The following is a 24,223-nucleotide window of genomic DNA, read 5'->3' on the forward strand; positions in this document are numbered from 1 at the left end:
GTGCGATCTTACGCCGGGCCGTTCGGCATGTCGGAGAACCGGGTCAGCCAGGCCACGGGACCGATGCTGGCGGCAATGATCAGCAATGCCGCAAGCGCGCCCTCCTCAAAGCTGCCACGGCTGGCGAACTGATAGATGGAGGTCGACAGCGTCTCTACGTTCAGCGGCCTCAACAGCAGCGTCGCCGGAAGCTCCTTGAGGCAATCCACAAACACGATGATGACGGCACCGAGAATCGCCGGCCGCAATAAGGGCAGGTAGATCCACCGCAGTGTGATGGTCTGGCCGGCTCCGACGGCGCGCGCGCTTTCGTCGTATTCGCGAGGAATGCGTTCGAAGCCGGCCTTCATCAGGCCGCTTGGCACTGCCAGGAACCTTATCGCATAGGCGATTACGACGGCACCGCCCGAGCCGATCAGGACCAGGCCCGGGAGCGGGAGTCCCATCCACGCGGCGAGCGCGTTCAAGGCGTTGTCGAGCGCCAGAACCGGAGTCAGCAGGCCGAGCGCGATCACCAGACCGGGCAGTGCGTAGCCGACCTGCGAGATGCTCATTGCCAGGTATTGCACAGGACCAGGCCGCCAGCGATGCGCGATCGTGATCGCGAGAGCAAGCAGGAGCGCGAGCAGTGTGGCAAGGCTTGCAAAGGCAACCGAGTTGAACGCGTGTCGCCATAGCAGCGCGTCGGAATTTGCAAACAGCCCGCGGCCAAGACTCTGGTGCATCAGATAGAGCAAGGGCACGACAAACCCGATCAGCACAGGCACCAGGCAAGCCGCGAATGCCGACCATGCCCTTGCGCCCACGAGCTGGGTTCGTTGCGTCAACTGCGGGCTTTCGGCGGAGAATTCGGTGACGGCTTTGCGGCGGCCGTAACGCTCCATGGCGATGAGGCCGGTGACGATGACGAGCATGAGGCAGGCGAGCTGTGATGCTCCGGCGAGGCTTCCGCGGTTGAGCCAGGTCGTGAAGATCGAAACCGTCAGCGTGCGGATGCCGAGATATTCGCTGGCGCCGATGTCGTTCAGCGTTTCCAGCGATACCAGCGCCACGCCAACCGCCAGCGCCGGCCGCGCCATCGGCAGGGAGACGCGCCAGAACACGGTCCACTTGCCCGCGCCGAGCACTGTCGCGGCTTCGGTGACTTCGGCCGATTGGAACTGGAACATGGCCCGCGCCGAAAGATAGACGTACGGGTAGAGCACGAGGCCGATCACGAAGATCGCGCCCGGGAGCGAGCGTAGATTGGGCAGCGCCCCGATCGTGTCGCGCATCGGAAACCAGATTGCCAGGGTGCGATGGACAAGGCCGAGCGGCTCGAACAGGTCGGCATAGACATAGGCGGCAAGATAGGTCGGGATTGCCAGCGGCAACGGCATCAACCACAGCAGCGTCCGACGCCCACGGAAATCATAGAGCGATATCAGCCACGCCGTTCCGGTGCCGATCGAGAGCGTCAGGGCGCCGACCCCGCCAAGCAGAAGAGCGGTGTCCAGGACAGCGGTCGGCAAGACGTAGTTGATCAGGTCGTGCCACACCTCCGGGGCCGGCTGCATGGCAATCGAGATAATCGAGATGACCGGAGCGGCGACCAGAATCGCCGTCGCCACTGCGATTACCGCCGCGACCCGTCCGGCGTAAGCGCGGCGCTTCATGGGAGGTCGCGCTTCCGGAACGCCTGCGATGGCCTCCGCTTTTTCGCTGGAGAAGTCGGAGGAGGGCTGCCAGAGATCAGTTGTCAAAGCCGACCTTGTCGACGAGTGTCGCAGCCACCTTGCGGTTTGCGGCGATCTTTGCGATCGGCAGCGCATCGGGTGTGAGCTTGCCGTAGCCTGCAATAATGGGATTGACGGCGAGGCCGGCGCGAACCGGATATTCGTAGTTCTGGTCGGCATACATTTGCTGCGCATGCTCGCCGACGAGCCACTCGATCAGACTCACGGCGTTGGCTTTGTTGGGCGCCTGCTTGGCAAGCAGCACGCCGGAGAGATTGACGTGAGTGCCGCCGCCTTCGAAGGTAGGCAGGATGACCCGGGTTGCTTCCGCCCACGGCTTCTTCTCGGGATCGTTCATCATCAGCGCCCAGTAATAGGTGTTGCCGATGCCGATGTCGCATTTGCCGGCGGCGACGTCGCGCGCGGCTTCGCGATCTCCGCCCGACGGCTTCTGCGCGAGATTGGCCTTGACGCCACGCAGCCATTCCTCGGCCCTGGCCTCGCCATACTTCGCCGTGTAGGCCGCCAACAGCGCGTTGTTGTAGATGTGCTGGCCGGAGCGCATGCAGATCTTGCCTTTCCACTTGGGGTCGGCGAGCTCTTCGTAAGTGATCTTGTCCTGCTTGACGCGGTCCTTGGAGGCATAGATCACGCGCGCGCGCATGGAAATGCCGGCCCAGTGACCGTCCGGGTCGCGGTACTGTGCCGGTACGATCTTGTCGATCACCTCCGACTTGATCGGTTGGGTCACGCCGGCCTGCACGGCCTCATCGATGCGGCCGATGTCGACCGTCAGCAGCACGTCAGCCGGGCTGTTTGCCCCCTCCGCCTTCATGCGCTGCTCCAGCCCGGAGCTCGCCGAGACGATATTGACCTTGATGCCGGTGTCCTTGGTGAAGGCATCGAACAGCGGCTGGATCAGCTTGGTTTCTCGATAGGTATAGACGTTGACTTCGCCGTTGTCGGCGACTGCCGGCGAGACAAAGGGCGAGGTCAGGCACAGCATCGCCGCGAACACGGCGAAGACGCGAAGAATTTTCATGAATGCTGCTCCGGCAGCGGTTGGGTGCCGGACTGAGTAGCGCAGGCAACACAGCAAAGTCAGCGACGCGATGTCGCGAATGGCGCCATTTAGAGTGATTCCAGGGCCATGATTTAGAGTGATTCCAACTTTAAACTCTCGTCGGCGCGACTGGCGCAGGCTGAATGGGTTCGTGCGATCCTACGATCTTGCGACCGACAACGCCTTGCTCAGCCGTCCAGAGAGGCCGCCGACCCACGATTTCGGCTCGCGCACAAGGCGAAAACCGAGATTGGCGGGTGGCAGGCCGGCGGCACAACCGCCGGCGCGGGCGTCACGGATGAAGTCCGTTACGTAGGCACGATGCGCGCCTTCGGCGATGCGGACGCCGCAATTGGCGCTTTCCCGGATCGTCTTTCCGGTCTCGTCGAGCACGCTGCGCACAAAGCAGCTCGAGGTCCACTCCCAGACATTGCCGGAAAGGTCGGACAGGCCGTGCTCGTTGGTGCCGAACTTGCCGAAGGGATAAGCCGCGGTGTCGGACAGGTCGCGGTCGGATTCACGTTCATAGCGGCTGATCCAGCGCTTTGCGGGATCGCTGGCATCGACCGGCAGGGCGTCGTCCTTGAATCTGCTGCCGGCGGCAAACGCCCATTCCTCGTCGGTCGGCAGACGATAGTGGTCGCCGGTCTTGCGCGACAACCAGGCGGCATAGGCCTGCGCATCATGCCAGCTCACCTGCACCGCGGGCCGGTCGGGTGCGACGGTGACGCCGCGATCGAGCGCATGGCAGGCGCTATCGCCGACGCAGAGCTGATAATCGGCGGAGCTGACCTGGTGCCGCATGATCGCAAGAGGCTCTGCAAAATGCCGCGACAGCATCGGTGCCTCGGCCTGCTTGCCGGCGCGGGTGAAGTCGCCGGAGGCGCGGTAGGATAAGGAGCCGGAAGAAATCTCCACAAGGGCCGGCGCGACGAGCGTGGCGGGAGCTGTGACCTCGGTGACCAGCGGCGCCACCGCGAGCGGTCCGGCGACCCCGGCGGCGCAGGCCAGCGCCAGTTTGAGTTTGAACGCGATCAGCATGGGAGGCCTCGAAAAGAAAGGGGCCGGTTGCGCCGGCCCCTTTCGTGGTCAGTTGGCTTGCCGGCCGGTTTCCAGCGCGCCTTGCACCTGCGGCGGGATTTCCGCCGGCGCCTTCACCTGGGTCATCAGGTCGTCGTTCCATTTGCCTTCGACCTTGAAGTGGGCGGTGGCGCCGAGCTCGGCCGCTTCGATCAGGTTGTGGCTGACGTATGCGTAGATGCCGGGCTGCAGGAATTTGTACATTGCAGCCCCTGCCGAGCCGCCGCGAATGAACCAGGTCTCGAGGCCGGTCTCCGGCGCGTTACCGAACTTGCCGGTCTCCCAGACGTAGTCGCCATGGCCGCCGATCAGGTGCGGACGGCTGTCGCGATTGGCCTGCGAGTGAACGATCAGCACGTTCTCGCCGACATTGGCCTTGAGCGCGCTCTGGCCGGTGAGCGCGCCGACCTTGCTGTTGAAAACGACATGGGTCGGGGTCAGCTTGCGCATCACTTCCATGGTGTCGTTATAGGCTTCGCCCGGCGAGTCGTAGGACTTGAAGTTGCCCTTCTCGTCGCGCGGCACGTACATGTCCTGCTCGCCGATATAGTAGACGCGGTCGTATTTCAGGGAATGGCCGTTGCCGTCGTTCAGGCCGTCGCGCGGCAGCACCATCACGGCGCCGTTCATGCCGGAGACGACATGCCAGGGGATCATCGGGCCGCCCGGTGCGCAGTGATAGACGAACACGCCGGTGCGCGTCGCCTTCCAGCGCAGCACCACCTGTTCGCCCGGATTGATCAGGGTAAGCGCGCCGCCGCCCAGCGCGCCGGTCGCGGAATGGAAATCGATATTGTGCGGCATCGTGTTGCTGGCGGGATTGACCAGCGTCACCTCCACGTAATCGCCCTCATGCACGACCATCAATGGTCCGGGCATCGAGCCGTTGAAGGTCATGGCCTGGAAGGTCGTGCCCTTGTCGTCGATGACAACCTTCTTTTCCTCGATCATGAGCTTGAACTCCATGATCTTGGGGCCCTGCCTGGTTGCCTGCTCGTGGGCATGCACGAAAGGCGGCGCGACGAGTTCGACCTTCTGTCGCGGCAATTTGAGTTCGTTGGAAAATGCGGGCGTCGCCAGCATGAGAGCTAAACCGGCGGCGCTGATCATTGCGGCTCTGCGGGTCAACATCGGATGTTTCCTTGCTCTGAAAACTGCTTTGATTACCGCCGCCATCTTGCGCCGACTGCCGCAAGGCTGTTTGTGCCGCAACAATCTTCCGATCGTTTGTCGGGGCCTCCGCAAAACTACGTAGGTGATCTGCTGCAGCAGGAAGACCTGTTCACGGTTTCGGGTGTCGAGATGGTCGGTCCCGACGTCGCTACGCGCTTTTGATCGGCGCCGACGTGCTCGGCGAAACCGTCACACCGCTGGTGAGGGCGCATAAGCGGGGCAGGAATAAAATGGCGCTCGCGCGGTCAGGTGCGCCCGATGGTTGTGGTACGGCCGTGCTTCGATGTTCGGGATGTGTCTGTGGCGGGGGGCTTAAGCTTGATCAGAGCAGCCGGATGGCCAGCCAGACCGTCGCCCACACCGCGAGCGACAGGACGGCAAAAACGGCGACAAAGGCGGTCAGGATCCGCTTCAGGACCGACGGGTTGGCCGAAGTCTCCGACGGGACCGGGCGGAAATCGCCGAATTGGGGGATATGGCCGCGGACACCCAAAAGCCAGAGAACGACGTCCAGAACGAAAAGGCCCATTGCACCTGCTCCGATTGGTCGAGCACCATGCAAACCATGGCCGGAAAGGCCCGAGGCCGCTTTGCGCGAGCGCAAAATCTCGCCAATCCGCTTTCTTTTCCCCTTGATCCGGAAACGGAAACCGGTTTTGAGCGAGCGCAAAGTCGGGCCCGCCGTTCCGGGTAAACTACGATAATTGGGGGAACGACTGTCTGTCGTACCCCGGGGCAGTTCAATGCAGGAATGAGCGCAATATGAGGGCTGATCTGGCGGCGTGTTATGGCGAAGAACGCCTGCCGAGGTACACTAGCTATCCGACGGCCCCCCATTTCTCGCCCGCCGTCGGAGCGGACACCTATGGACAATGGCTCAAGGCCCTGCCGGCCAATTTGAGCACGTCGCTCTATCTGCACGTCCCGTACTGCCGGGAGATGTGCTGGTATTGCGGCTGCCACACCCAGATCGTCCGCCGCGACGAGACGGTAACGGCCTATGCCGCGGCCCTGCGCGCCGAGATCGAACTCGTTGCCGGCAACATCGGCCGGCGGATGAAAGTGGAGCACATCCACTTCGGCGGCGGAACGCCGACCATCCTGGCGCCGGAATGCTTCAGCGACCTGATGGCAGCGCTGCGCCACTGCTTCTTCGTGCTGCCGTCCGCCGAGATCGCCATCGAGGTGGATCCGCGCACTCTGACGTCGGAGATGATCGACGCCCTGGCGCTTGCCGGCGTCAACCGTGCCAGCCTCGGCGTGCAGAGCTTCGATCCCTTGATTCAGCGCGCGATCAACCGGGTACAGAGCTTCGAAGAAACGGCGGCGGCAATGGAAAACCTGCGGCGCGCCGGCATCAAGGGCTTCAATTTCGACCTGATCTACGGCTTGCCGCATCAGACCGTCGCCTCCTGCCTTGACACGGTTCGCCACTGCCTTGAGTTGCGCCCGGACCGCTTCTCCGTGTTCGGCTACGCCCATGTTCCGAGTTTCAAGAAGCATCAGCGCAAGATCAGCGAAAACTGCTTGCCCGACAGCCCCGAACGGTTCGACCAGTCCTGCGCCATCGCCAACGCGCTGAAGGAGTCCGGTTACGTGCAGATCGGGCTGGACCACTTCGCGCTGGCCGAGGATTCCATGGCAAAGGCGTTCAACGAGGGCAGGCTGCGCCGCAATTTCCAGGGCTACACGACCGATGCCAGCGACATGCTGCTCGGCTTCGGCGCGAGCGCAATCGGCCACCTGCCGCAGGGCTACGTGCAGAACGAGGTTCGCACGCTGGTCTATTCGGATCTCGTAAGTTCGGGACGGCTGGCCACGATCAGGGGCTATGCGTTGACCGAGGACGACCGTCTGCGGGCCGAGATCATCGAGCAGATCATGTGTCGGTACGACGCCGACCTCGGCGAGATCTGCGCGCGGCACGGCGCGGCTCCGGAACTTCTCCGCTCCTCGCCGCGCCTGAACACCCTGATCTCGGACGGCATCGTCAAGCTCAAGGGCAACAAGGTTACCGTCGCCGAGGACTCCCGTTTCCTGGTCCGTAGCGTCGCCGCCGCGTTCGACGCCCACCTGGACAGTTCCAAGCAGCTTCACAGCCGCGCGGTCTGACGCTCGCGGCCATTGGCTGCCCCCGCCCAGGCGCGGCATGACGAGGCGCGTTTCCCTCGACGTGAACCGCCCGGCAGCTTGCGCCCCGACAAAGAGTCGCTCCGGATACGCGTTTACCTTTCGAAGCTCGGAACGGAGACGCGGATGCCCTTCGGAGTTTACGATCTCGTCGACGACATCATGCGCGGATGGCCGCAGACGATCCGCGTGTTCCTGGAATTCAGGATGAGCTGCGTCGGTTGCCCGATCGCAACTTTTCATACCGTGGACGACGCCTGTCGCGAGCACGGCGTCGAACAGGATGCCTTCTTGAAAGCGCTTTGCTCGTCCGTCGAAATGTGCCCGGAAGAGACCGCAGACTAATCGCCGGAGGATCTGCCCTCGTCGATACCTTGTTCGGCGAGCAGCACGATCTTGTGCGGCTCGCGCAGGATGATGCGCTGCCGCCCGCTCTCGACCAGCCCACGCTGTTCCCAGCCGCTCAAGATGCGGCTCACGGTGTGCAGGGTCGTCCCGGTCATCTGCGCGATGTCCTGGCGGCTGATCGGAAAGTCGATCTGGACCCCGCGATCGAGCTTGCGGCCGGATTGCTTGGCAAGCCGCAGCAGCGCATGGGCGATACGCTGCTCGACCTGCTGCGTCGACATCTCGATGACGCGGGTATGGGTCTCCTGCAGCCGGCTCCCCACCGTCTGCAGCGTGTTGGTCGCAAGCGCCGGGAATTTCGCCACCAGCCGCGGCCAGGCGGGCGTCGGCCAGGCCAGCACCACACTATCGTCGACGGCCGTCGCGTTCGCCGGATAATGCTGAAGCCCAATCGCCATCGCGAGCCCGAAGGTCTCGCCTGGCGAGACATAGCGCACCACGATCTGTTCCCCGGCGGGCGTGGTCTTGCTGGCGCGGACATGGCCATGCAGCAGGAGGAAGAAGGAATGGGCGTCCTCGCCTTGCGCAAAGATCGTGGAATTCTTCGGATAGCGCGCCGAGCGCGCTTCGCGCAGGATCTCCTCGAGATCTTCCGGGCCAAATCCCGCAAACAGCGGCAGATGGGCGACCAGCGAAGCGTCGACTTTGGCCATTGGCTCTCCCGCGGGCAGTTCCACCGATCTAGACTGCGATTAGGCCGTTCGATCAAGCGGAAGTTTGTGCTGGCACAATAACGAGCTTTGCGCCTTCACTTAACCGAAGGAGGCTCGCGGCGCGATCGGGTTGGCTCCACCACTTGCGCAGCGAGTTTGGTTTCAAAGATCTGAGGATCAGACGGAGTTTGCTGCATGGCGGTTCCGCGTTTTCGCGCCTATCAGGGCTGGCCGCTGTTTGCCAACAGCTTCCGCCCCTTCTTCCTGCTCGGTTCGATCCAGGCTGCGCTCGCCATCATGGTGTGGCTGCCGGTCTTTCACGGCGAACTCTCCCTGACCTCGGCGTTCGCGCCCCGCGACTGGCACGTGCACGAGATGCTGTACGGCTTTTTGCCGGCGGTGATCACCGGTTTCCTGTTCACCGCGATCCCGAACTGGACGGGAAGGCTGCCGATCCAGGGTACGCCGCTCATGCTGCTCGTCCTCGCCTGGCTTGCGGGACGCCTGGCGGTGACCTTGTCGGCCGAAACCGGCTGGGCCTTTGCGCTGGTTGTCGATGCGAGCTTTCTGACGCTGGTTGCCGCTGCCGCGGCGCGCGAGATCCTGGCCGGGCGCAATTGGCGCAATCTGCCTGTCGTCGGGCTAATTCTGCTGCTGCTCGCCGGCAACATCACCTTTCACCTGGAGGCGCATGTCAACGGCGCCGCCGATTATGCCATCCGCATCGGCATCGGCGTGGTGGTGCTGCTGATCTCGCTGATCGGTGGCCGCATCATCCCGAGCTTCACCCGCAACTGGCTGGTGCGGGAAAATCCCGGCCGGCTGCCGGTGCCGTTCGGCCGCTTCGACATGGTCGTGATCGGCGTCACGGCGCTGGCGCTTGTGTGCTGGATTGTTGGCCCCTCGAGCGAGATCACCGGCGCGCTCATGGCGGTTGCCGGCGTGCTGCACCTGGCGCGGCTTTCGCGCTGGGCCGGGGACCGCACCTTGCGCGAGCGGCTGCTCGTGATCCTGCATGTCGGCTACGCCTTCGTGCCGTTCGGCTTCCTGTTGCATGCCGCCGCGGCCTTTACCTCGCTGCCATCGAGCGGGGGCATTCACGCCTGGATGGCGGGCGCAGCCGGCACCATGACGCTCGCGGTGATGACGCGTGCGAGCCTCGGACACACCGGCCAGGCGCTGACCGCCTCGCCTGCGACCCAGGGAATCTATGCCGCGGTCATCGTTGCGGCGCTGGCGCGCATCTGCGCCGTGGTGCTGCCCGCGCACAGTGACGTCCTGCTGCACATCGCGGCGTTCGGCTGGGCGGTCGCCTTCTTCGGCTTTGCAGTCGCATTCGGCCCGCTGCTCGTCGGCAGCCGCCGCCGCGCGCTGGCGATACGGCGGGCCGCGGCCTGAGCAGGAACGTGAAACGCGATTTGATCCAATCGCGCTTCAGGCCCGCGCCAGCGTCGGCGAAAACACCACCTCGATCAGCGTGCCCGAATTCGGCACGCTCTTGATGCCGAACTGGGCGCGGTTGGCCTCGGTCAGCGCCTTGGTCAGCGAAAGGCTGAACCCCGTGCTGTCGGAAGCCTGGTCCGGCGGCGGCAGCGTGCGGAATGGGTCCATCGCGGCGGCGACCTCGGTCTGGCTCAGGCCGTGACCGGTGTCGCGAACGCGTAAGCTCACCTCGCCGCGGTCGGTGAGCGCGGTGGAGACGATGACCTGGCCGCCCGCGCTCGCAAGGTGGATCGAGTTGCTGATCAGGTTCATGGTGATCTGGCGCAGCGCGCGGCCGTCCGCCATGACCGGCGGCAGCGTATGCGCAAGCGAGGTGCGGATGATGATGCGCTCGCGGTTGGCCTGCGGCTGCATCACGGTAACGCAGCGCTCGACGAGATCGTTGAGGTTCTGGTCGGCAAAGACGAGTTCCAGCCTGCCGGTCTCGATCCGCGACAGTTCGAGCAGGTCGTCGATCACGGATATGACCCGCTGGCCGGAGGCCCGGATGTCCTTCATGTACTCGACATAGCGTTCGTTGCCGAGCGCGCCGAAGCGTTCGCCGATCATCATCTCCGCAAAGCCGAGGATGGCATTGAGCGGCGTACGCAGCTCGTGGCTGATCCGCGCCAGCATGTCGGCCTTGGCATTTGCCGCGCGTTCGGTGAGCCGTTCCGCCCGCTTGACTTCATCCTCGCCCTTCCTGCTCTCGGAGAGATCGCGGAACACAGCGAAGAAGTTCGGGCCGTCGGGGCGCGTGCGTCCCATGGTCATCGACAGCGGAATGATGCCCCCTTTGCGTTCGCGTCCCAGCACTTCGCGGCCGTGCTCGAGCAAGCTTGCGATGTCCTGGGCCTTGATGTTCTCGAGATAGTCGCGCACCAGCCGCCGGCTTTCGGGCGCGAACAGGTCCGCAAGGTTGAACCGCACCAGCTCCTCGCCGTCATAGCCGAACAGCGCTTCGGCGCTGCGGTTACAGGCGTGGATGAGGCCTTGCGCATCGAACATCATGATGCCCTCGGCCGTGGTGTCGAGGATCGCGGCGAGATCTTCGGCATAGGCGTGACCTGCGACCGGGGTTTCGGCGGGCGGCGGCTCCGGCTCGGCCGCCGTTACGGCGGGTTCGATGGCCGGTGCTGCGGTCGCGCCTTGCGCCGCTGCGCAGATCAGGGCCAGCGCGGCTTCGTCATCCCAGGAGATGGTGTGCAGGCGCGCCTCGGTGGGAACGGAGGTCGCCTCGCTCGCCCGGCTCGCGGTGATCGTCACCGGCGTTCCGGCCTCCGAGGTGCTGCTCGCCAGTGAGACGCCGGGCTCGACATAAAGCGCGTCCAGTCCGCCGGCCTCCTCCAGTGCATGCAGGTCGGCATACCCCATGCGCGACAGGAAAGCGGCATTGGCATAGAGCAGCCGGTCGAGCCGGTAGATCAGGATGCCCGTGGGCAGCAGGTCCAGCAGGGTCCGGTCGCGCCGGCTGTTGCCGAGCGGCGCCGGCTCCGGCTGCTGCATCCATTCCGGCAACTCGCGTGGCGGTTCGGACGCGGGCGGCGCGGGCTCGGGTGGCACCGGCTCTGCCGCAGCTTCCGCCTCGCGCGGAACTGGCTCCGGTTCGATGGGCAAGTCCTGCTCGCGCTCGAGCCGTTGCGACAACTGTCGTGCAAGCTCATGGAAGGCGTTGTTCTCGACGGGAGTAAGGGTCAGCGATTTCGCCTCGCTCAGCGGGCGAAACGGCACGACGTTCTGGGGCGTTTCCACGTGCTGTTCCACATCGTTTTGTAATGACTTTGCTTCGGTATCCGGCGTCGGCAATTCGGCGGGGGGTGTCGCATCGCGTGCGCCCGGCGCCCGCGTCTCGGTCGACCCCGCCGGCTCCTGGACGACGTCGGCCGACAGCGCCCGCGCGATTGTTGCAGGCTCGCTGAACAGTTCGAAGCGCCGCAACGCCTCCAGCCGGTTGAGGCCGTCGAGATCGCGGCACACGCCGAAGCCCTTGTAGCCAGCGAAATTGCGCATGCGGTCGTAGACCGGAATGCCCGACAGTTCGACGGGCAGGCGCTCCTCGCTGTCGGCGGGCCAGTGCACTTCGATGTTGGCGAAGGTGTTGCGGGTTGCGAGCGCCTCGGCAACCCGGCCTTGCGGATCGAGATCAAAGCCGGCCGCGATTTCGTGCCAGGGCCGGAAAAAGCGCGCAGCGGTGCGCGACCCGATCAGGCGCATGAACTCGTCCGAGCCCAGCATGAAATGGCCATCGACGTCCATCTGCCAGACGAAGCGGAGTGGCCTGAAGCGTGGCGCCGGCGTTTCCTCGAGCGGCTGCGCGACCGGTGCAGCAGAAAGCGGCCGCGGCCTCGGCGGCTGCTCGGGCTCGGGCGTTTCGCTCCATTCGGCACATTCCTCGACGAGGGCAAACTCCGCGGGCGCTTCTCCCGAGATCGCCGGCTGCTCGTAATCCGGCAGCGCACGGGTCGGCGTGACCGGCTCGTCCTGTGCAGCCGGCACAACGAGCGGCGCGGCCGGAGTGACATGACAGGCGTCATGTGCGGCTTGTGCTGCGCCCGGAGCGATTGTTGCCACCAGGCCGATATCGGGGCCAGTGCCAACGCGCTGCAGTACCATGTGGCCGATGCCGACCGGCAGTTCGACTCTTCCCTGCCTCAACGCGTCGCTTCGCGCCTGATCCAGGCCCGCTTCCGAAAGATCGCGAAAGCCGAAGAGGGGGCGGGCAGTCTCGCTCGCGCCGATGAACATGCCGTCCTGGGCAAACGCTGCCACCGGCACCGAGACGCCCTCGACCAGGCGCTGCAGGCGCTCGACCAGGGGCATGGCGCGACTGCAAGCCTGTGTTGCGGCTACCAGGATGCCCTGGCTGCCATCGGGAAATTCAAGCCGCGCGCAGCCGCAGGTCATGAGCGAGCCGAGCGGCGCGCCGAAGCCGCGCAGCCGCTCGAGCCTTAGCGCGCCGTTCGGCGGCAGCGTTCCGGCGAGCCGGGCGACCTGACGACGATGAGGCTCAGCGGGACCGAAAGTCCTTGCGGCAAGTTCGGTACTGTTGGCGGCGTTGAAAAACTGGGCGCCCACCGGGTTCGCCCACAATACTCGCATACCGTCAACCGACCAAAGCCAGGCGGGCAGGGGACTTGCTGCGTATACCGCCAGCCGCGGATCGGCGACGCCTCGCAACTGGAATTCCGATCCCTTCATCCAACCCCGACTTGCCCGTTATCAACTTTGGCGGTCCGAATCGGGCCGCCAAACATGACAGCCTTAACAGACTGTTAGTATCGCCTGCGGAGGCGGGCAGGTCCACGGCCCCATCCTGTCCCCACACCGCTTAAGCCGCGATAACCTTAATCCGGCTGAACACTCAAGCCCGCGACGGCATAGCATAGCGGGTTGCAAAACACGGTCGGAGGTCCACCATGTCGATTGTGAGGCAGGCGTCATACCACCTGCGTTTGTGGCTGATAGTGTTAAGTTCATCCCGGTAAACGACCCCCGGCGGGCCGAGGGAAGACAACAGGAGCAAGACCATGAGCGAAGAAGCGCGCGACCGTTTTGAGATTCCGAAAGAGCTGCGGTCGATGGCCGAGGCCGGCTTCAACCAGGCGCGCGAAGCCTTTGAGAAATTCCTGGCCGGCGCCCACGCCGCGGCGGGGACCATCGAGGAGCGCGGTGCGACGGTTCGTGCCAGCGCCAAGGACGTCGGCGCCAAGGCGATCGCCTTCGCCGAAAAGAACGTGCACGCCTCGCTGGACTACGCGCAAGCACTGGTCCACGCCAAGGATATTTCCGAGGTGATGCGCCTGCACAGCGAGTATGTGCAGGCTCAGATGCGGGCGCTGGCGGCGCAGGCGAGCGAGATCGGACACGCGGTCGGCAAGGCGGCGATCGACGCCACCAAGCCCAAAAGCTGAAAGCCAGCGCTTGAAATTGTAGGTAAGCCGGGAGCCGAAAGCCTACGATTCGGGACAAAGGCCCTACAACCGAAACGGTATCCGGCCAGGAGCGTCATCCTGACCGGGTCTTTTTTTTGGCAATGCACCTCAGATCACATTGCATTGCACAATATTGACATGATAGTGATATTCAATGTTGGCGCTGGGCGAGGCCACACTCCCTTAAAAGCGTGTTCCAGTTCCGCGCACCCGCTGGTCCCGCGGGCGCGCAAAGAGGCTTCTCTTCATTCATCACTAGCAGAGGACGACTGACATGACAGGTGCCACCGATCCTTTCTCCGCCTCGATCATCCCGTTCCAGGTTCCGGAGCAGATGCGGGCCCTTGCCGAAAAGGGTGTTTCCCAAGCCCGCGACAGCTACGCCAAGTTCAAGGAGGCTGCCGAGACCCACAACGGGACCATGGAGGCGGTGTTCACCAGCGTCAGCAAGGGCGCCAGCGAATATAGCGCCAAGGTGATGGAGTTCCTGAAGGTGAACACCAGCTCCACGCTGGACTTCGCCCAGGATCTGCTCGCAGCCAAGTCGCCGTCGGAGGCGATGGAGCTGTGGACGAGTCAGACGCGCAAGCAGTTCGAGACGCTGTCCGCCCAGGCCAAGGAGCTCGCCGAGCTGACGCAGCGCGTGGCGACCGAGACGGCCCAGCCGATCAAGGATAGCGCATCCAAGTTCTACAAGCCGGCCGCCTGATTTAAAGTCGGCCAACAAGGTTGAAAGCCCGGGCCGCAAGGTCCGGGTTTTTTCTTGAATGAGGACGAGCGGCCGGGCGCTCTTCCGGCCTTGCCAAAGCGGGGCGTTGCACCTAGTTTCCGGCCCATTCAGCCCGCCGGTCCTGCCGAGACGGGCTCTTGCGGATGCAGTTGTAGCTCAGTTGGTTAGAGCGCCTGTCTGTGGAACAGGAGGTCGGTGGTTCGAGCCCACCCAACTGTACCAGCCTCTGTCTCCTTCAAAGTCTTCAAGCTCGATCGGTGTCGCGGCCGCCCTCCGGCATTGAACCGTACCGCCGCTGCTCTTCGCCGGATTGCGGCCGATCCCAATAAGTAGACCTTCCATTCTCCGGAACTCGTGCGGCGAGCCGCGCAGACCTGCGCGCCTTCCATCGGCGACCGAACATGGCTGCGCGCACAGGCCGCGCTCGTTCGAGCTTGCCAAGGATCGAACCTGTCCCCAAGATTTCTCAGGACGGATTCGGGGGAAGGAATGAGTGCTTTTCGGTCGCGGGCGTTCCAGTTTCTCACAATTGCGGCCTTGGCGGGCGCTGGAATGACCTATCCGGGCCTCGCCGGTGCACACACGCCGGAGCAGGAGCAGGCGTGCTCGGGCGACGCTTTCCGCCTTTGCAGCTCCGACATTCCCGACGTCGATCGCATCACGGCGTGCATGATCCGAAACAAGGCGCAGCTCTCGCCGGCCTGCCGGGTGTTCTTCAGGGACGGGCCCGAAACGTCGACGCAGGCCGCGGGCAAGCCGATGAACATCAAGCCGGCTTCGGGCGGCACGTCGGCGAGCGCGAAATCGCGCAAAGCGAAAAAGCCGGCGAAGCCAAACGCGATGTAGCCAGGCGGGCCATTGCGGTCGCTCGCTTCTTGCTCCGGCGTGGGCTCCTTTTGTTCGCCGCTCGTGTCTGACGACGTCGGACCTGTCAGGAAAGCCGATGCTCGCCGAGGTTGAGTCCGGATTTTCCTGACTCGCTGCTGGTCGAATTGCGTGCGCCGAAGGCTTTTCGTCTGGTTTGCGACGCACTGCGGCGCTCAAGTGTGACTCAAAAGCCAACACGACTCGTTATTTCGTGTCTTTCAGACAACTGTCGGTAAATTTTTCTTTTACGAATCACCGTGGTGATTCATTTTTGCGGCCTGGGGTCAATCTGGAGGCAAGGGTATGAATGTTGTTGTTTTCGCATCACGAAAAGGTGGCTCGGGGAAGAGTACCCTGGCCGCTCATCTCGCTGCACAAATCAAGGCGACAAAGCCGGTTTTGCTCGTCGATGCGGATCCGCAGGGCTCGCTGACGCTATGGCATAAGCTGCGCGGCACGAATGAGCCGCCGATCAAGACCGCGGTGAATTCGGTCAGCGGAATCGTTGCCGCTGCCAGGCGCGACGGATTCGAATGGGTTCTCATCGACACGCCGCCGAACCTGTCGGCCGTGGTCGACGACGCCATCAAGAACGCCACCATGGTCATCATTCCGGCGCGGCCCGGCGTATTCGACGTCAACGCAGTGCAGGAAACGATTCAGATGTGCCGTGCGGCGCGCAAACCCTACGCGGTGGTGCTCAACGGTGCGCCGGCGCGCAGGGACGATGCCGAAAGCCCGATCGTGACCATCGCCCGCGAGGCAATGGCGAAATTCCGGGCTCCGGTGTGGGGCGGTCAGATCACCAACCGTTCGGACCTCTTGATGGCGCTCGGACATGGCGAAGGCGCACGCGAATATTCTGCCGACGGCCGTGCGGCCCAGGAAATCGCAAGGCTGTGGGCTGCGATCGAGCGCTCGGTGAAGGCGATCCGCGGCACGGCTTCCGCGAGCGGTGCAATGCACAAACAGGCAGCGTAGCTTCCGGAAGAGGGGCCCCCGACAAAAAACGCGCGGCTGCCCGCGCGTTTTTTCGTTTTCCGCCTTCGGTTCTCAGATGGAACCGGCGGTCAGGCCACCATCAGGATGTAGAAGATGATGACCGGCGTCAGGGTGAGGATCACCCACCAGATGCCGATGGCCCATAGAATGTCCTCGGTGCTAAACGCCCGCTGTTCGCTGACCAAGTGCCTGGTATTCACAAACGCCCCCGCGTTTCTTGTTATTTCGCGGCAATCGTAGGCGATTGCCTTTAAGAACCCGGTCGCGATTTCGCTCACATTTGGCCACAGGCGCTGCTGTCGGATTAACCACGACAGTCGCGCTGCCAAACAGCATCCGGGCTTTCGATCAGCCCGGATTGACCACGGCTGCGCCGGCGTGCGGTGCGGCCGGAGCCAGGCCGCGAAAGGTGTCGATCGGCACAGCGCGCCGTTCGATCTCGCGGTCGAGCCATGCCGACAGTCCCGGCCCGATCTCCACCATGGGCAGGCGCACCTCGGGGCTGTCGATCAATCCCGTTCGCCAAAGCCAGTACTTTGCCGGCGTCGGGCTCGGCTCGGCGAACAGCAGGTGGGTGAGTTCGGCGACTTCCTGCCAGCGTGCCAGCGCTGCGGCCCGGTCGCCTTCCTTCAACAGAGATTGCACCGCGGCAAAGGTCTTCGTCTCGACATGCGCCGACAGCAGGATGGCGCCGTCGGCACCATCGGCGAGCGCGTCGAAATACTGCGCGTCCTCGCCGGTCAGGACCCGGAAGCCGGCCGGGCGGTCGCGCAAGAGCTCAAGCGATTGCTCGCGGTTCGCGCCGCAATCCTTCAAGCCGACAATGTTCGGATGCTCGGCAAGTCGAAGCAGGGTTTCGTTGCCGATGTTGACCGCCGTCCGGTACGGGATGTTGTAGAGCACGATCGGCCAGGCGGCGTGATCGGCAAGGGCGGTGAAGTGCTGCAGCAGTCCCGCCTGGGAAGGTCGCACGTAATGGGGGCTCGAGATCAGGTAGCCGTCGATCGGCCAGTCCGCAGTTTCGTCCAGGAGGTCGCGCAGCCTGCTTGTATCGACGCCGGCAAGCCCGAGGCAGATCGGAAGGCTGCGGCTTTCGGTTTCGTCGCGTACCGTCGTCACGAGGCGCTCGAGTTCGCTGCTTCGAAGAGTCATGCCCTCGCCCGAGGTCGCCGCCAGGATCAGCCCACGGATGGGGCTGGCGCCGTAGTGGCGCGCCAGCCGGCGCAGCGAAGTTTCGTCGACCTCGCCGTCGCGAAACGGGGTGACGAGCGGAAGCCAGAGGCCCTGCAATCTGTGTCGAAGGTCGGTCATGTCCATCTCCTTGGGAGTTGCGTCGGAGACGGGGACCACGAAAAAAAAACCCGTCATGACGGCGGGGTTCGGAATCGGCCTGAAGCGAAGATCTATCGCGCGCGTCGACTCGTCGTCCCCGGGAGGGGACGATGTTTCAAAGTGGCGACGCACGAGATCGTGATCATGAAGCGATGATGCGGTGAACGGGCCGCAAAGTCAATTGGTAGCACGCGATTTGGCATGCAACTAGGGAGAGAACAGGTAAAACGAGACGGCGGCGACGAAAAGAAGCCGGGCTCGCAGCGGAGCCCGGCTGAGGTATTGGCCACATGGGGCCGACACAATCACCTTCCAAGAGGGATCACTGAGCTTTCGCGCCACTGGAGGAGGGGGACAATGCGCAACGCGAACCCTCAGCATGAAAGCATTATGGGGGCGCCACGCATCGTGCAGCAAGGCCCGGTCCGCATGTCAGTCATGCGGAAATCAGGACGGCCAGCGCTGCGCCTTGCTCACCACGAAATCGCGGAACACCTGCACCCGCGCCACCGTCTTCAACTCTTCCGGATAGACGAAGTAGGTGTCGAGCTGGATCGAATCGGATTCGCTGAACAGCTGCACCAACCGGCTGTTTTCTTCGACCAGGTAATCCGGCAGTGCGGCGATGCCGAGGCCCTGCTGGCAGGCGCGCACGAGGCCGAGGATGTTGTTGACCTTGAAATAAGCCTCGCGCGGTCCCGAACCGTTGCGACCGGCCTCGATCAGCCAGTTGCGGTTCTGCAGGTGCGGCGCGACCTGTCCGTCGCTCAAGGTGATGATGCGGTGGCTGTCGAGCTCCTCGAGCGTGCGCGGCGTACCGAAGCGCTTGATGTATTCCGGCGAGCAATAGGCGTGGAAGCCCATCGCAAACAGCTTGCGCTGTATCAGGTCCGGCTGCGTCGGCTTACGGGTGCGAATGGCCACGTCCGCCTCGCGCATCGAAAGATCGAGCTCCTCGTCGGTCACGATCAGCGAAATCCGGATCTCCGGATACAGCGAGGTGAATTCGCCGAGCCGCGGGATCAGCCAGTTGATGCCGACGCCCGGCGTGGTCGTGATCTTCAGGTCGCCGCTCGGCCGTTCGCGGCTGTCGGTCAGTTTCGCGCGCGCGGCCTGCAGCTGCATGAACACGTCATGCGCGGTGCGGAACAGAAGGTCACCCTGCTCGGTGAGGATGAGGCCGCGGGCGTGGCGGTGGAACAGCGAGACGGAAAGCTCCTGCTCCAGCGCGCTGACCTGGCGTGAAACCGCTGATTGCGAAAGGCCGAGCTGCTCACCGGCATGCGTGAAGCTGCCAGCTTCCGCCGCCGCGTGAAACACCTTCAGCTTGTCCCAGTCCATATCCGTAAATCCGTCGCGTGCTCGGGGCATGATCTGTCATTCCGCTGCCGCGCGCTCGCCGGCGCGCAGGGCTAAATAGCGTTCGGCTTCCAGGGCGGCCATGCAGCCGAACCCCGCGGCGGTGACCGCCTGGCGATAGGTCTCGTCGGCAACATCGCCGGCCGCGAACAGGCCGGGCACCGACGTTGCCGTCGAGTTCGGCGCCACCTCCACGTAACCGGAAGGTTTGAGCTTGATCTGGCCGGCCACGAGCTCGGTCGCCGGTGCATGGCCGATTGCGATGAAGACGCCGTCCGCCGGCACCGCTGTGGCCGCGCCGGTCTTGACGTTCTTCAACCGGACATGGGTGACCTTCCTCGGGTTGTCGCTGCCGCAGATCTCGTCCACGGCGCTGTCCCAGATCACCTTCACCTTGGGATGCTTGAACAGGCGGTCCTGAAGAATGCGCTCGGCGCGGAATTGATCGCGGCGATGCACCACGGTCACTTGCGAGGCAAAATTGGTCAGGAACAGCGCCTCCTCGACCGCGGTGTTGCCGCCGCCGACCACCACCACTTCCTTGCCGCGATAGAAAAAGCCGTCGCAGGTGGCGCAGGCCGAGACGCCGAAGCCCTTGAAGGCCTCTTCCGAGGGAATGCCGAGCCAGCGCGCCTGCGCGCCGGTCGCCAGAACGACCGTTTCCGCCAGATAGACGTCGCCGCTGTCGCAGGTCAGGCGGAACGGCCGGTGGGAAAGATCGAGCTTGGTGACGAGGTCGGTCCGGACCTTCGTGCCGACATGCGTCGCCTGCTTCTCCATCTGCTCCATGAGCCACGGACCCTGGATCACGTCGGCGAAGCCGGGATAGTTCTCGACGTCGGTCGTGATGGTGAGCTGCCCGCCGGGCTGGATGCCCTGGATCAGGATCGGCTCCAGCATCGCGCGCGCGGCGTAGATCGCGGCGGTATAACCGGCAGGACCGGAGCCGATGATGACGATCTTGGCATGTATCGCGGCGGGCATGGGACTGAAGCCTCTCGGGGAAGTTGCGTTACGCCCGGGAGGGGGTGCCAGAAGGTATTGGGGCGGCCCGAAGCGTGCACCCAATCTAAGCAATCCTGCCAGCCATGCAAGAATTGCAGCCCAAGCGGGGGATTTTTCCCCGCGGAACCAAAATTTGCGGCGTTGCACGCGCAATAAAATTGCGCAAAGCACCCGAGCTGGGCTAAGAGGATTGCCGCCAAATTCGCCGCCTCCCCAGCCGAGGACCTCCGCCCGTGTCGAAGAATCTCGACGAGATCGACCTCAAAATCCTCAGTGAAATCCAGGCCGACGGACGAATCACCAATGTCGAATTGGCCAAGCGCGTCGGCATTTCGCCGCCGCCCTGCCTGCGCCGGGTCCGCACCCTGGAGGAGGAGGGCTATATCCAGGGCTACCGCGGGCTGTTGGATCCGCGCCGCCTGGGCTTCGACGTGACGGTGTTCGCCGCGGTGCATCTGTCGAGCCAGGCCGAGGCCGACCTCCGCGCGTTCGAGGAATTCGTCCGCGCCGAGCCTTTGGTGCGCGAGTGCTGGATGCTGTCGGGGGAAGTCGATTTCATGCTGAAATGCGTGGCGCCTGACATGGCGACCTTCCAGGAATTCGTCACTCACCTGACCACCGCGCCTCATGTGCGCAATGTCAGGACGTCGCTGGTGCTGGACAACTGCAAATATGAAGCGGCGGTACCCCTTGAAGTGAAGGCGCGGCGCGGCGCGCAATGACCGCGTGAAGCTATGCGGGGCGAATGCGAGCGGGCCGCGCAAGCGCGGCCCTCTTGGCTTCAGACGGCCGATGATTCTATCGCCACTCGACCTTGGTGATCTCGTAGGCCTTGGCGCCGCCCGGCGTGTTCACTTCCACCGAAGCGCCCTTTTTCTGGCCGATCAGCGCGCGCGCGAGCGGCGAGGTGATCGAGATGCGCCCCTTCTTGGCGTCGGCCTCGGGCTCACCGACGATCTGCCACACCGTCTTCTTCTCGGTGTCCTCATCGATCAGCGTGACGGTCGCGCCGAACTTGATGGTGTCGCCGGACAATTTGGAGATGTCGATCACGTCGGCGCGCGCGAGCTTGTCCTCGAGCTCGGCGATCCGGCCTTCGTTGTGGGACTGCTCTTCCTTCGCGGCGTGATACTCCGCGTTCTCCGACAGGTCCCCATGCGAGCGAGCCTCGGCGATGTGCGCGATGATACGCGGACGCTCTACCGACTGGCGCTGCTTCAATTCTTCCTCGAGCGCGGCAAAACCGGCCAAGGTCATCGGAACCTTTTCGACCATCTCTCTCGTCCTTCGGTCCCGCGAATCCGCAACGGCGGATACGCAGGAGACCTCTTCAAATCAGCCTTTCCGGGGCTCGGTACGCGGCCAACGGAACTTTGTCATGCCGGGCGCCGAAACAGAACAGCCGCACGGCCGGCTGGTTCCGGCCGCTTGCGGCTTTATTGCCGAACCACTTGACGGGGCGCAGCCCGGTCAACGATCAGTTTCGGAAAAATAGCTCTGCAGGGTGCGAACCTCAAGGTCCCCGCCCAGATAAGCGCGGATGCCCTGCGCGGCCGCCACGGCGCCAGAGAGAGTGGTGTAATATGGCACTTTATGCAAGAGGGCAGCCCGCCGAAGCGATCGGCTGTCCGCCAGGGCCTGCGGCCCCTCCGTGGTGTTGAACACAAGCTGGATGTCGCCGTTCGTGATCGCGTCCACGATGTGGGGCCGGCCTTCCAGCACCTTGTTAACCTTTTCGGTCGGGATTCCGTTGTCGGCCAGGAAGCGTTGGGTGCCCGACGTCGCCAGCACCTTGAAGCCGACCTCGTGCAACAATCGCACCGCTTCGGTGATCCGCAATTTGTCGCTGTCGCGCACCGAGACGAACACCGTGCCCTTGCGCGGTACCCGCGTGCCTCCGCCGAGCTGGCTCTTGGCGAAGGCGATCTCGAAGGTGCGGTCGATGCCCATGACCTCGCCGGTCGAGCGCATTTCCGGACCGAGCACCGTGTCGACGCCGGGGAAGCGGGCAAACGGAAAGACCGATTCCTTGACGCCGACATGCTTGAGGTCGCTCTGCTTCAGGTTGAAGTCGGCGAGCTTCTCGCCGGCCATGATCCGCGCCGCGATCTTCGCCACCGGCGTTCCGATCACCTTGGCGACGAAGGGCACCGTGCGCGAGGCGCGCGGGTTGACCTCGAGCACGTAGATCTCGCCGTCCTTGATCGCGTACTGCACGTTCATCAGGCCGACGACATCGAGCCCGAGCGCGAGCTCTCGGGTCTGCCGTTCGAGCTCGGTGATGGTTGCGGCGTCGATCGAATGCGGCGGCAGCGAACAGGCGGAGTCGCCGGAGTGAATGCCGGCTTCCTCGATGTGCTCCATGATGCCGACGACGAAGGTATCCTTGCCGTCGCAAAGGCAGTCGACGTCGATCTCGATGGCGTCGGACAGGTAACGGTCGAACAGCAGCGGGTTCTTGCCGAGCACAGTGTTGATCTGCCCGGTCTTGTCGTTCGGATAGCGCGCCTTGACGTCGGCGGGCACCAGCTCGGGCAGCGTGCCGAGCAGATCGTCGCTGAGCTGGTTGTCCTCGCGGATGATCTGCATGGCGCGGCCGCCGAGCACGTAGGACGGACGCACCACCAGCGGCATACCGAGATCGGCGGCGATGAGGCGCGCCTGCTCGACCGAATAGGCGATGCCGTTCTTCGGCTGCTTCAGGTGCAGCTTGTCGAGGATCCGCTTGAAGCGGTCGCGGTCCTCGGCGAGGTCGATCGCCTCCGGCGAGGTGCCGAGGATTGGCACGTTTGCGGCTTCGAGCGCGCGCGCGAGCTTGAGCGGCGTCTGGCCGCCGAATTGCACGATCACGCCGTGGAGCGTGCCGTTGCTGCGCTCGGTATCGATGATCTCCAGCACGTCCTCGGCGGTCAAAGGCTCGAAGTACAATCGGTCGGCAGTGTCGTAGTCGGTCGACACCGTCTCCGGATTGCAGTTGATCATGATGCTTTCGTAGCCGACGTCATGCAGCGCAAAGCAGGCATGGCAGCAGCAATAGTCGAACTCGATGCCCTGGCCGATGCGGTTCGGGCCGCCGCCGAGGATGATGACCTTCCTCTTGTCCGAGGGCGCGCTTTCGTCGGCGGTCTGGCCCGCGAACGGCGCCTCATAGGTCGAATACATGTAGGCGGTGGGCGAGGCGAACTCGGCCGCGCACGTATCGATGCGCTTGTAGACCGGGCGAACGGAAAGCGCGCGGCGCTTTGCGGCGATTTCCGCTTCGGTCGTCTCGGCAAGAACGGCAAGGCGCGCGTCGGAAAATCCCATCGCCTTCAGCGTCCGCATGCCGAAGGCGTTTTCCGGCAGCCCGCTCTGCCTGACCTTGTTCTCCATTTCGACGATGCCGCGCATTTCGGCGAGGAACCAGGGATCGATCTTGCAGGACTTGAAGATGTCCTCGTTCGACCAGCCGAGCCGCATGGCTTGGGCCACCTGCAGGAGGCGGTTGGGTGTGGGCGTGCCGAGCGCGGCGCGGATCGCGTTCTTGTCGTCGCCGCGGCCGAGACCCTCGATCTCGATCTCGTCGAGGCCGGTAAGGCCGGTCTCCAGGCCGCGCAGCGCCTTTTGCAGGCTTTCCTGGAAGGTTCGGCCGATCGCCATCACCTCGCCGACCGACTTCATCGAGGTGGTGAGCGTGGTGGAGGCGCCGGGGAATTTCTCGAAGGCAAAGCGCGGAATCTTGGTGACGACGTAGTCGATCGTCGGCTCGAAGGAGGCCGGGGTCGCGCCGCCAGTGATGTCGTTGGCGATCTCGTCGAGCGTGTAGCCGATGGCGAGCTTGGCCGCGACCTTGGCGATCGGAAAGCCCGTGGCCTTGGAGGCGAGCGCCGACGAGCGCGAGACGCGCGGGTTCATCTCGATCAGGACCATGCGGCCGTCGACCGGGTTGATGCCGAACTGAACGTTGGATCCGCCGGTCTCCACCCCGATCTCGCGCAGGACGGCGATCGAGGCGTCGCGCATGATCTGGTATTCTTTGTCTGTCAGCGTCAGCGCCGGCGCCACGGTGATGGAATCGCCGGTGTGCACGCCCATCGGATCGACGTTCTCGATCGAGCAGATGATGATGCAATTGTCCTTCTTGTCGCGCACCACCTCCATCTCGAACTCTTTCCAGCCGAGAACGGACTCCTCGATCAGGACCTCGTTGGTGGGGGAGGCGTCGATACCGCGCTCGACGATGTCGAGGAACTCTTCCTTGTTGTAGGCGATCCCACCGCCGGTGCCGCCCAGCGTGAAGGAGGGGCGGATGA

The 24,223-nt window shown here is 64.0% G+C and carries 21 protein-coding genes and 1 tRNA gene; 9 read left to right on the plus strand and 13 right to left on the minus strand.

Annotated elements, in window-relative coordinates:
• Window positions 1–8: 8 nt before the first annotated feature.
• From HY852_RS12385 to HY852_RS12405, 5 genes are all read right to left on the minus strand, one after another.
• Complete coding sequence (locus HY852_RS12385) at window positions 9–1,655, minus strand: iron ABC transporter permease (protein ID WP_291604988.1); 1,647 nt, start codon at window positions 1,653–1,655, stop codon at window positions 9–11.
• 76 nt (window positions 1,656–1,731) lie between these two features.
• A complete protein-coding gene (locus tag HY852_RS12390) occupies window positions 1,732–2,721 on the minus strand; it encodes a Fe(3+) ABC transporter substrate-binding protein (RefSeq protein ID WP_291605015.1) in 990 nt (329 codons plus the stop codon).
• A gap of 216 nt (window positions 2,722–2,937) precedes the next feature.
• Window positions 2,938–3,819, minus strand: a complete 882-nt coding sequence (locus HY852_RS12395; protein WP_291604989.1) for an SUMF1/EgtB/PvdO family nonheme iron enzyme — start codon at window positions 3,817–3,819, stop codon at window positions 2,938–2,940.
• 48 nt (window positions 3,820–3,867) lie between these two features.
• Entirely contained in the window at window positions 3,868–4,989 is a 1,122-nt protein-coding gene (gene nirK, locus HY852_RS12400) for a copper-containing nitrite reductase (protein ID WP_291604990.1), read from the minus strand.
• 364 nt (window positions 4,990–5,353) lie between these two features.
• Window positions 5,354–5,560, minus strand: coding sequence for a hypothetical protein (locus tag HY852_RS12405; RefSeq protein WP_291604991.1), 207 nt, complete (start codon window positions 5,558–5,560; stop codon window positions 5,354–5,356).
• A 233-nt stretch (window positions 5,561–5,793) separates the two neighbouring features.
• Here HY852_RS12405 and hemN point away from each other — a divergent pair, with 233 nt between their 5' ends.
• Window positions 5,794–7,143, plus strand: a complete 1,350-nt coding sequence (hemN, locus tag HY852_RS12410; RefSeq protein ID WP_291604992.1) for an oxygen-independent coproporphyrinogen III oxidase — start codon at window positions 5,794–5,796, stop codon at window positions 7,141–7,143.
• Window positions 7,144–7,287: 144 nt separating this feature from the next.
• Entirely contained in the window at window positions 7,288–7,506 is a 219-nt protein-coding gene (locus HY852_RS12415; protein ID WP_291604993.1) for a DUF1858 domain-containing protein, read from the plus strand.
• Here the strand turns inward: HY852_RS12415 and HY852_RS12420 are convergent.
• Entirely contained in the window at window positions 7,503–8,222 is a 720-nt protein-coding gene (locus HY852_RS12420; protein WP_291604995.1) for a Crp/Fnr family transcriptional regulator, read from the minus strand. The genes HY852_RS12415 and HY852_RS12420 overlap by 4 nt on opposite strands.
• A 195-nt stretch (window positions 8,223–8,417) precedes the next feature.
• Here HY852_RS12420 and HY852_RS12425 point away from each other — a divergent pair, with 195 nt between their 5' ends.
• The gene (locus tag HY852_RS12425) at window positions 8,418–9,620 is read left to right on the plus strand and encodes an NnrS family protein (protein WP_291604996.1); all 1,203 of its coding nucleotides are present in this window, start codon (window positions 8,418–8,420) and stop codon (window positions 9,618–9,620) included.
• Window positions 9,621–9,656: 36 nt separating this feature from the next.
• Here the strand turns inward: HY852_RS12425 and HY852_RS12430 are convergent, their stop codons facing one another.
• Entirely contained in the window at window positions 9,657–12,902 is a 3,246-nt protein-coding gene (locus HY852_RS12430; protein WP_291604997.1) for a PAS domain-containing protein, read from the minus strand.
• 329 nt (window positions 12,903–13,231) lie between these two features.
• Here HY852_RS12430 and HY852_RS12435 point away from each other — a divergent pair, with 329 nt between their 5' ends.
• The 5 genes from HY852_RS12435 (at window position 13,232) to HY852_RS12455 (ending at window position 16,214) form a co-directional block, all read left to right on the plus strand.
• Entirely contained in the window at window positions 13,232–13,615 is a 384-nt protein-coding gene (locus HY852_RS12435; protein ID WP_291604998.1) for a phasin, read from the plus strand.
• Window positions 13,616–13,910: 295 nt separating this feature from the next.
• Complete coding sequence (locus HY852_RS12440) at window positions 13,911–14,345, plus strand: phasin (protein ID WP_291604999.1); 435 nt, start codon at window positions 13,911–13,913, stop codon at window positions 14,343–14,345.
• Window positions 14,346–14,511: 166 nt separating this feature from the next.
• Window positions 14,512–14,588, plus strand: a tRNA-His gene (locus tag HY852_RS12445).
• Between the two features lie 267 nt (window positions 14,589–14,855).
• Window positions 14,856–15,212 (plus strand): hypothetical protein, encoded by a 357-nt coding sequence (locus HY852_RS12450; RefSeq protein WP_291605000.1) that lies wholly within the window; start codon window positions 14,856–14,858, stop codon window positions 15,210–15,212.
• 324 nt (window positions 15,213–15,536) lie between these two features.
• Window positions 15,537–16,214 carry a ParA family protein gene (locus HY852_RS12455; protein WP_291605001.1) on the plus strand — a complete coding sequence of 226 codons (678 nt, stop codon included), beginning with the start codon at window positions 15,537–15,539 and terminating at the stop codon, window positions 16,212–16,214.
• An 89-nt stretch (window positions 16,215–16,303) separates the two neighbouring features.
• Here the strand turns inward: HY852_RS12455 and HY852_RS12460 are convergent, their stop codons facing one another.
• From HY852_RS12460 to trxB, 4 genes are all read right to left on the minus strand, one after another.
• Window positions 16,304–16,435, minus strand: a complete 132-nt coding sequence (locus tag HY852_RS12460; RefSeq protein WP_291605002.1) for a hypothetical protein — start codon at window positions 16,433–16,435, stop codon at window positions 16,304–16,306.
• Between the two features lie 148 nt (window positions 16,436–16,583).
• The gene (gene dapA / locus HY852_RS12465; protein ID WP_291605004.1) at window positions 16,584–17,546 is read right to left on the minus strand and encodes a 4-hydroxy-tetrahydrodipicolinate synthase; all 963 of its coding nucleotides are present in this window, start codon (window positions 17,544–17,546) and stop codon (window positions 16,584–16,586) included.
• A gap of 468 nt (window positions 17,547–18,014) precedes the next feature.
• On the minus strand, window positions 18,015–18,938 hold the full coding sequence (locus HY852_RS12470; RefSeq protein ID WP_291605006.1) for a LysR family transcriptional regulator: 924 nt from the start codon (window positions 18,936–18,938) through the stop codon (window positions 18,015–18,017).
• Between the two features lie 6 nt (window positions 18,939–18,944).
• Entirely contained in the window at window positions 18,945–19,910 is a 966-nt protein-coding gene (trxB, locus tag HY852_RS12475; RefSeq protein WP_291605008.1) for a thioredoxin-disulfide reductase, read from the minus strand.
• Between the two features lie 254 nt (window positions 19,911–20,164).
• Here trxB and HY852_RS12480 point away from each other — a divergent pair, with 254 nt between their 5' ends.
• A complete protein-coding gene (locus HY852_RS12480) occupies window positions 20,165–20,653 on the plus strand; it encodes an Lrp/AsnC family transcriptional regulator (protein WP_291605010.1) in 489 nt (162 codons plus the stop codon).
• A gap of 76 nt (window positions 20,654–20,729) precedes the next feature.
• On the opposite strand, the gene greA is transcribed toward HY852_RS12480, so the two are convergent.
• Together greA and carB are read right to left on the minus strand one after the other, a co-directional pair.
• On the minus strand, window positions 20,730–21,206 hold the full coding sequence (greA, locus tag HY852_RS12485) for a transcription elongation factor GreA (protein ID WP_291605011.1): 477 nt from the start codon (window positions 21,204–21,206) through the stop codon (window positions 20,730–20,732).
• Between the two features lie 195 nt (window positions 21,207–21,401).
• The coding region (gene carB, locus HY852_RS12490) for a carbamoyl-phosphate synthase large subunit (RefSeq protein ID WP_291605013.1) at window positions 21,402–24,223 on the minus strand (2,822 nt) is incomplete at its 5' end.

The organism is Bradyrhizobium sp. (assembly GCF_016213215.1).
In the GTDB taxonomy this organism is placed as follows: Bacteria; Pseudomonadota; Alphaproteobacteria; order Rhizobiales; family Xanthobacteraceae; genus Bradyrhizobium.

Bases quoted from the DNA above. Each gene is read 5' to 3' on its own strand.
- HY852_RS12395 (WP_291604989.1), bottom strand. From the start codon at position 3,819: ATGCTGATCGCGTTCAAACTCAAACTGGCGCTGGCCTGCGCCGCCGGG.
- HY852_RS12385 (WP_291604988.1), bottom strand. From the start codon at position 1,655: ATGAAGCGCCGCGCTTACGCCGGACGGGTCGCGGCGGTAATCGCAGTG.
- hemN (WP_291604992.1), top strand. From the start codon at position 5,794: ATGAGGGCTGATCTGGCGGCGTGTTATGGCGAAGAACGCCTGCCGAGG.
- greA (WP_291605011.1), bottom strand. From the start codon at position 21,206: ATGGTCGAAAAGGTTCCGATGACCTTGGCCGGTTTTGCCGCGCTCGAG.
- nirK (WP_291604990.1), bottom strand. From the start codon at position 4,989: ATGTTGACCCGCAGAGCCGCAATGATCAGCGCCGCCGGTTTAGCTCTC.
- HY852_RS12420 (WP_291604995.1), bottom strand. From the start codon at position 8,222: ATGGCCAAAGTCGACGCTTCGCTGGTCGCCCATCTGCCGCTGTTTGCG.
- trxB (WP_291605008.1), bottom strand. From the start codon at position 19,910: ATGCCCGCCGCGATACATGCCAAGATCGTCATCATCGGCTCCGGTCCT.
- HY852_RS12390 (WP_291605015.1), bottom strand. From the start codon at position 2,721: ATGCTGTGCCTGACCTCGCCCTTTGTCTCGCCGGCAGTCGCCGACAAC.
- HY852_RS12435 (WP_291604998.1), top strand. From the start codon at position 13,232: ATGAGCGAAGAAGCGCGCGACCGTTTTGAGATTCCGAAAGAGCTGCGG.
- HY852_RS12425 (WP_291604996.1), top strand. From the start codon at position 8,418: ATGGCGGTTCCGCGTTTTCGCGCCTATCAGGGCTGGCCGCTGTTTGCC.
- HY852_RS12440 (WP_291604999.1), top strand. From the start codon at position 13,911: ATGACAGGTGCCACCGATCCTTTCTCCGCCTCGATCATCCCGTTCCAG.
- HY852_RS12450 (WP_291605000.1), top strand. From the start codon at position 14,856: ATGAGTGCTTTTCGGTCGCGGGCGTTCCAGTTTCTCACAATTGCGGCC.
- HY852_RS12470 (WP_291605006.1), bottom strand. From the start codon at position 18,938: ATGCCCCGAGCACGCGACGGATTTACGGATATGGACTGGGACAAGCTG.
- dapA (WP_291605004.1), bottom strand. From the start codon at position 17,546: ATGACCGACCTTCGACACAGATTGCAGGGCCTCTGGCTTCCGCTCGTC.
- HY852_RS12405 (WP_291604991.1), bottom strand. From the start codon at position 5,560: ATGGGCCTTTTCGTTCTGGACGTCGTTCTCTGGCTTTTGGGTGTCCGC.
- HY852_RS12415 (WP_291604993.1), top strand. From the start codon at position 7,288: ATGCCCTTCGGAGTTTACGATCTCGTCGACGACATCATGCGCGGATGG.
- HY852_RS12455 (WP_291605001.1), top strand. From the start codon at position 15,537: ATGAATGTTGTTGTTTTCGCATCACGAAAAGGTGGCTCGGGGAAGAGT.
- HY852_RS12430 (WP_291604997.1), bottom strand. From the start codon at position 12,902: ATGAAGGGATCGGAATTCCAGTTGCGAGGCGTCGCCGATCCGCGGCTG.